Source organism: Gordonia sp. i37 (genome assembly GCF_002043085.1).
Classification (GTDB): Bacteria; Actinomycetota; Actinomycetes; order Mycobacteriales; family Mycobacteriaceae; genus Gordonia; species Gordonia polyisoprenivorans.
In genome coordinates this window covers 1-5152 of sequence record NZ_MVPX01000255.1, presented here as the reverse complement: position 1 = coordinate 5152, position 5152 = coordinate 1, and the positions used below count along the sequence as shown (strand labels likewise).

General features: G+C 65.3%; 3 protein-coding genes. All 3 read left to right on the top strand.

Translation table 11 applies throughout. From position 1 onward, the window contains the following. The first annotated feature begins 89 nt into the window (after positions 1 to 89). The 3 genes from B1964_RS12005 to tyrS all read left to right on the top strand — a co-directional run bounded on the left by B1964_RS12005 (position 90) and on the right by tyrS (position 4716). The gene (locus B1964_RS12005; protein ID WP_014360208.1) at positions 90 to 3077 is read left to right on the top strand and encodes an AMP-binding protein; all 2988 of its coding nucleotides are present in this window, start codon (positions 90 to 92) and stop codon (positions 3075 to 3077) included. A 58-nt stretch (positions 3078 to 3135) separates the two neighbouring features. Beyond that, positions 3136 to 3351 carry a Trm112 family protein gene (locus B1964_RS12000; RefSeq protein WP_014360207.1) on the top strand — a complete coding sequence of 72 codons (216 nt, stop codon included), beginning with the start codon at positions 3136 to 3138 and terminating at the stop codon, positions 3349 to 3351. A 75-nt stretch (positions 3352 to 3426) separates the two neighbouring features. Then, on the top strand, positions 3427 to 4716 hold the full coding sequence (gene tyrS / locus B1964_RS11995; RefSeq protein ID WP_238534921.1) for a tyrosine--tRNA ligase: 1290 nt from the start codon (positions 3427 to 3429) through the stop codon (positions 4714 to 4716). Positions 4717 to 5152 lie beyond the last annotated feature (436 nt).

Here is a 5152-nt window from a genome sequence, read left to right as displayed (position 1 = left end):
GGATTGGCCGATAGCGGTCCGTCCGCCGAATCGGGTGGGTAGAGTGAGGGCCCACTGAGGAGGGGTGTCGATTGGGCGGAATTCCGGATGTGGGCGCGGTGGTCGGCCGCGTGGTCGCAACCGCACAGAACGGACTCGAGGTATTGCGCCTCGGAGGTCTGGAGACGGGTACCCAGCCTGCGCCCTTCGCGGTCGTCGAGACCGAGAAGATGTTCAAGCTGCGGCGGTACTTTCCCGGCGACGACGCCGACGGCCCGAACGTGGTGCTCATCCCGCCGATGATGGTGTCGGCGAACGTCTACGACGTCACCGAGCACAACGGGGCGGTGTCGATCCTGCATCGGCACGGGATCGTGCCGTGGGTGATCGATTTCGGGTCACCCGACACCGTCGAGGGCGGGATGGAACGCGACCTTGCCGACCACGTCGTCGCGGTGAGTCGGGCGATCGACCTGATCATCGATGCCACCGGCAAGGACGTTCACCTCGCCGGGTATTCACAGGGTGGGATGTTCGCGTACCAGACCGCCGCGTACCGACGTAGCAAGGGTCTCGCGAGCCTGATCACCTTCGGCAGCCCCGTTGACGTGCTCGCCGGCTTGCCGCTCGGACTACCGGCCGGGTTGGTGGTTCCCGGTGCCGAGATCCTCGCCGATCGCGTGGTCAGTCATCTGTGGGTACCCGGATGGTTGGCGCGCTTGGGTTTCCAGATGCTCGACCCGGTCAAGACCGCGCGCAGCCGGCTGGACTTCCTGCGGCAGCTCCACGACCGCGACGCCCTGCTGCCGCGTGAAGATCAACGGCGCTTCCTCGAATCCGACGGCTGGGTCGCATGGTCCGGCCCGGCGATCGCGGAGTTGTTGCGACAGTTCGTCGTTCACAACCGCATGGTGTCCGGTGGATTCGTCATCAACGGCGAACTGGTCACTCTCGCCGAGATCACCTGCCCCATTCTCGCGTTCGTCGGCGAGGCCGACGACATCGGCCAGCCGGCCGCGGTGCGGGGGATCGTCCGCGCCGCCCCCGACGCCGAGGTCTACGAATCACGGGTACCGGTCGGACATTTCGGACTCGTCGTGGGCAGTACCGCCGGCGCCCAGACGTGGCCGATCACCGCGGAGTGGATCGGGTGGCAGTCCGGCCTGCGCCCCAAGCCCGAGGGGCTGGAGACGATGACGGTTCCCGAGCCCGGTAGTGGGTCGGGGGTGAGCGTGGCGTCCCGGATCACCCACGGCCTCGGTGCGGTGGCCGACGCCGGCGCCGGGGTCTCCCGCGACCTGATGGGCATCGCCTCATCGCTGCAACGGTCGTCGATCGCCGTCGCCCAGGAGTCGGTGCGCACCGTGCCCCGCCTCCTGCGACTCGGCCAGATCCAGGCCGGGACCCAGATCTCGCTGGGAAAGCTGATGTCGGAGAACGCCAAACGTGGCGCGCAGAAGGAACTGTTCCTGTTCGAGAACCGTGTGCTCACCCACGCCCAGGTGAACGTGCGCATCGACAACGTCGTCGCCGGTCTGGTGTCGTGCGGGATCCGTCCGGGCCAGCACATCGGCGTGCTGATGGATACCCGCCCCAGCGCCTTGGTCGTGGTGGCGGCGCTGTCGCGACTGGGCGCGGTGGCGGTGATGCTCTCGCCCGAGGGCGACATCGACGAGATGTTGCGTCTGTCCGACTGCGGCGTGGTGATTACCGACCCGAAGAACCTGGACACTGCTGCGGCGCACAGTGATCGGGTACTGATCCTGGGCGGAGGCAGCGGGGATACCCGGGAGATCGACCGTGCCGACGGTCACCGCATCGTCGACATGGAACAGATCGATCCCGACGAGGTCGAGATGCCGGTGTGGTACCGGGCCGATCCCGGGTTGGCGGGCGATCTGGCGTTCATCCTCTTCACGCGGTCACAGGGCAAACTCGCGACCTGGCCCATCACCAACCATCGGTTCGCGATGTCGGCGTTCGGAGCAGCGTCGGCGGCCGGTCTGACCGATCGGGACACCGTGTACTGCCTTCCGCCGCTGCACCATGCGTCGGGGCTGCTCACCACACTCGGTGCCACCGTCGTCGGGCGCTCCCGTATTGCGCTGTCCAACGGTGTCGATGCCGAGACCTTTGCCGTGGAGGTTCGCCGCTACGGCATCACGGTCGTCTCCTACACGTGGACGATGATGCGCGAGATCGTCCGGTCGGAGAATTTCCACATCGCCGAGCACAATCCCATCCGGTTGTTCATCGGGTCGGGCATGCCCGTCGGACTGTGGGAGGACGTGCAGGCGGCTTTTCCGCGGGCGCGCGTACTCGAGTTCTTCGCGACCGCGGACGGCTCGGCCATTCTGGCCAATGTGGCCGGCGATCAAGCAGGGTCGATGGGACGTGAACTGCCGGAGACGAATCCGGTTCAGGTGGCCGCCTTTGACATCGAGAATTCACGTCTCGAGGTGGCGCCCAACGGATTCGTGAGGCGCGCCGACGCGGGGGAGGTCGGGCTCCTGCTGGCGCGCACCCGCTATCGGTTCGACATTTCCTCGACCGTGCTGCGAGATGTGTTCAGCCGCAATGATCGCTGGGAGGTGTCCGGTCACCTGTTCCGACGCGATTCCGACGGCGATCTGTGGTTCATGGGCTCGGCGGACTCGGCGGTGCGCTCTACCGACGGAATCCTGTATCTCCCGCCGATCGAGAATGCGCTGTCCCGGGTTCCCGGTGTCGACCAGGTCGTCGCCTACAGCGTGGGTGATCCCGGTACGCAGCTGGCAATCGCGGCACTGACACTGAGACCCTCGATGAGGGAGGAGTCGCTGACCGTGACCAAGTTGCGGGTCGCACTCGGCGAGTTGCCGGCTCCGCAGCGGCCCCATCTGATCCGGGTGGTCGACGAGATCCCGGTATCGGACTCCTATCGACCGATGGCGACGGCGTTCGCCCGGGAGGGACTGCCACAGCCGGGCACGAAGGTCTGGTACCGCGACGCCGAGGGGCGTTACCGCAGGTACACCAGGTCGTCGGCGGCCAAGATCGCATGGAACGGCGCTGCACCCACGGAGGAGGCGGGCGAGGCCACCGGCACGATACGGTGAGGTCGACACGCAGCAACCGCAGTGTCGCGTGATCGTCGAACGAAGGGAACAAGCGGAAATGTCGTCGCGTGCCGAGGCCATCGATCCGATCGTTCGGGAACGACTCGTGTGTCCGCAAGACCACGGCCCGCTACTCGACGCAGGAGACGAGCTGTACAACCCGCGTCTTCACGTGGCCTACCGTATCGATGCCGACGGAATTCCCGTGATGCTCGCCGATGAGGCGAGAGCCGTCGACGACGCCGAGCACGCCACGTTGACCAGCGGGTCCTGAACCGCGGCCATCCCGCGCCTGCCCCTCGGACAGGTTCCGAGTCCGGGGTGGGAAGATCGTCGGGTGAGTGCGCAGATGTCGGAGAACGCAGTGACCACCAGCGGAATCCTCGAAGAGCTCGAATGGCGTGGTCTGATCGCGCAATCGACCGATCTCGATGATCTTCGTACCGCGCTGAACACCGGTCCCATAACCCTCTACGCCGGCTTCGACCCGACCGCGGCAAGTCTGCATGCCGGCCACCTCGTGCCGCTGCTGACGTTGCGGCGCTTTCAGCTCGCCGGCCACCGACCTCTCGTACTCGCCGGTGGCGCCACCGGACTCATCGGGGACCCACGCGAGGTGGGGGAGCGTTCCATGAACGCCGCCGATGTCGTCGAAGGGTGGGCGGATCGGATCGGCGGGCAACTGCGGCGGTTCGTCACCATCGACGACGCACCCAACAGCGCGGTTCTGGTGAACAACCTCGACTGGACCGGACCCATGTCGGTCGTCGACTTCCTCCGGGACCTGGGCAAGCACTTCTCGGTGAACGTGATGTTGGCGCGCGAGACCGTCAAACGACGCCTGGAGACCGACGGCATCAGTTACGCGGAGTTCAGCTACATCCTGTTGCAGTCCAACGACTACCTCCAGCTGCATCGACGACACGGCTGCTCGCTGCAGATCGGCGGGTCCGATCAGTGGGGCAACATCATCGGCGGTGTCGATCTGGTTCGACGGGTCGACGGCGATGCGGTCCACGCGCTGACCGTGCCGCTGGTGACCTCCTCCGACGGGAAGAAATTCGGCAAGTCCACCGGCGGCGGTAGCCTCTGGCTCGATCCGGAGCTGACCAGCCCGTATGCGTGGTACCAGTACTTCGTCAACACCGCCGACGCCGACGTCGTGCGCTACCTGAGGTGGTTCACCTTCCTCGACCGTGAGGAGATCGCCGAACTCGAGCGCGCCACGGAGGAGACCCCGCACCTCAGACTCGCGCAGAAGCGACTGGCAGCAGAGATGACGACGCTGATCCACGGCGCCGAGCACACCGCCGCCGTTCAGTTGGCGAGTCAGGCCCTGTTCGGTCGCGGGGATCTCGACGATCTCGACGAACAGACGCTGGCTGCAGCCCTCGGCGAGACGACGGTGGCCGACTATTCCGGGACGCGGCCGACCATCATCGAGCTGTTGGTGGACACCAAGCTGAGCGACAGCAACAAAGCTGCACGACGCGCTGTCTCCGAGGGCGGGGCGTACGTGAACAATGCGAAGATCTCCGACGAGGAGTGGCGGCCGGCCGACTCGGATCTGTTGCACGGTCGGTGGTTGGTGGTCCGGCGTGGCAAGAAGTCGTTCGCGGGCGCGCGCATCGTCGCCTGACCTGGGGATTTGACGCGATGTTCCAACGCATGTAACTTTCTTGTTGCACCGCAGAGAGCAACTCCCCCGGGGCCGACAGGAATCGGGGGTTGCGCGATGTCCTCACCTCTTCGGAGTTGAGGACAGCGGACCGCGGTGCGCCGGAACTGCGGTGAGGTCAGACAGGGTTTGGCCGAAGCGCGAGGATCTGGCACACTGGACGAGTTGCCCGCGATTGGGTGGCGAATCCTGAACGACAACTCATCGAAGTGCGCCCTGTGGGGTGGTGTTGGTGGGTGTGTGTTCTTTGAGAACTCGATAGTGTATTGGTGGATTGTTTGATGCCATTTGTTTTGTGGCATTAGAGTTTGTGCATCGCATCCTGTTGTGGGTGTGGTGTGGATTTTTTTGCCAGTTTTTTGGATTGTTTTTGTCAGGTTTTGCTTTCCTGGTTTGT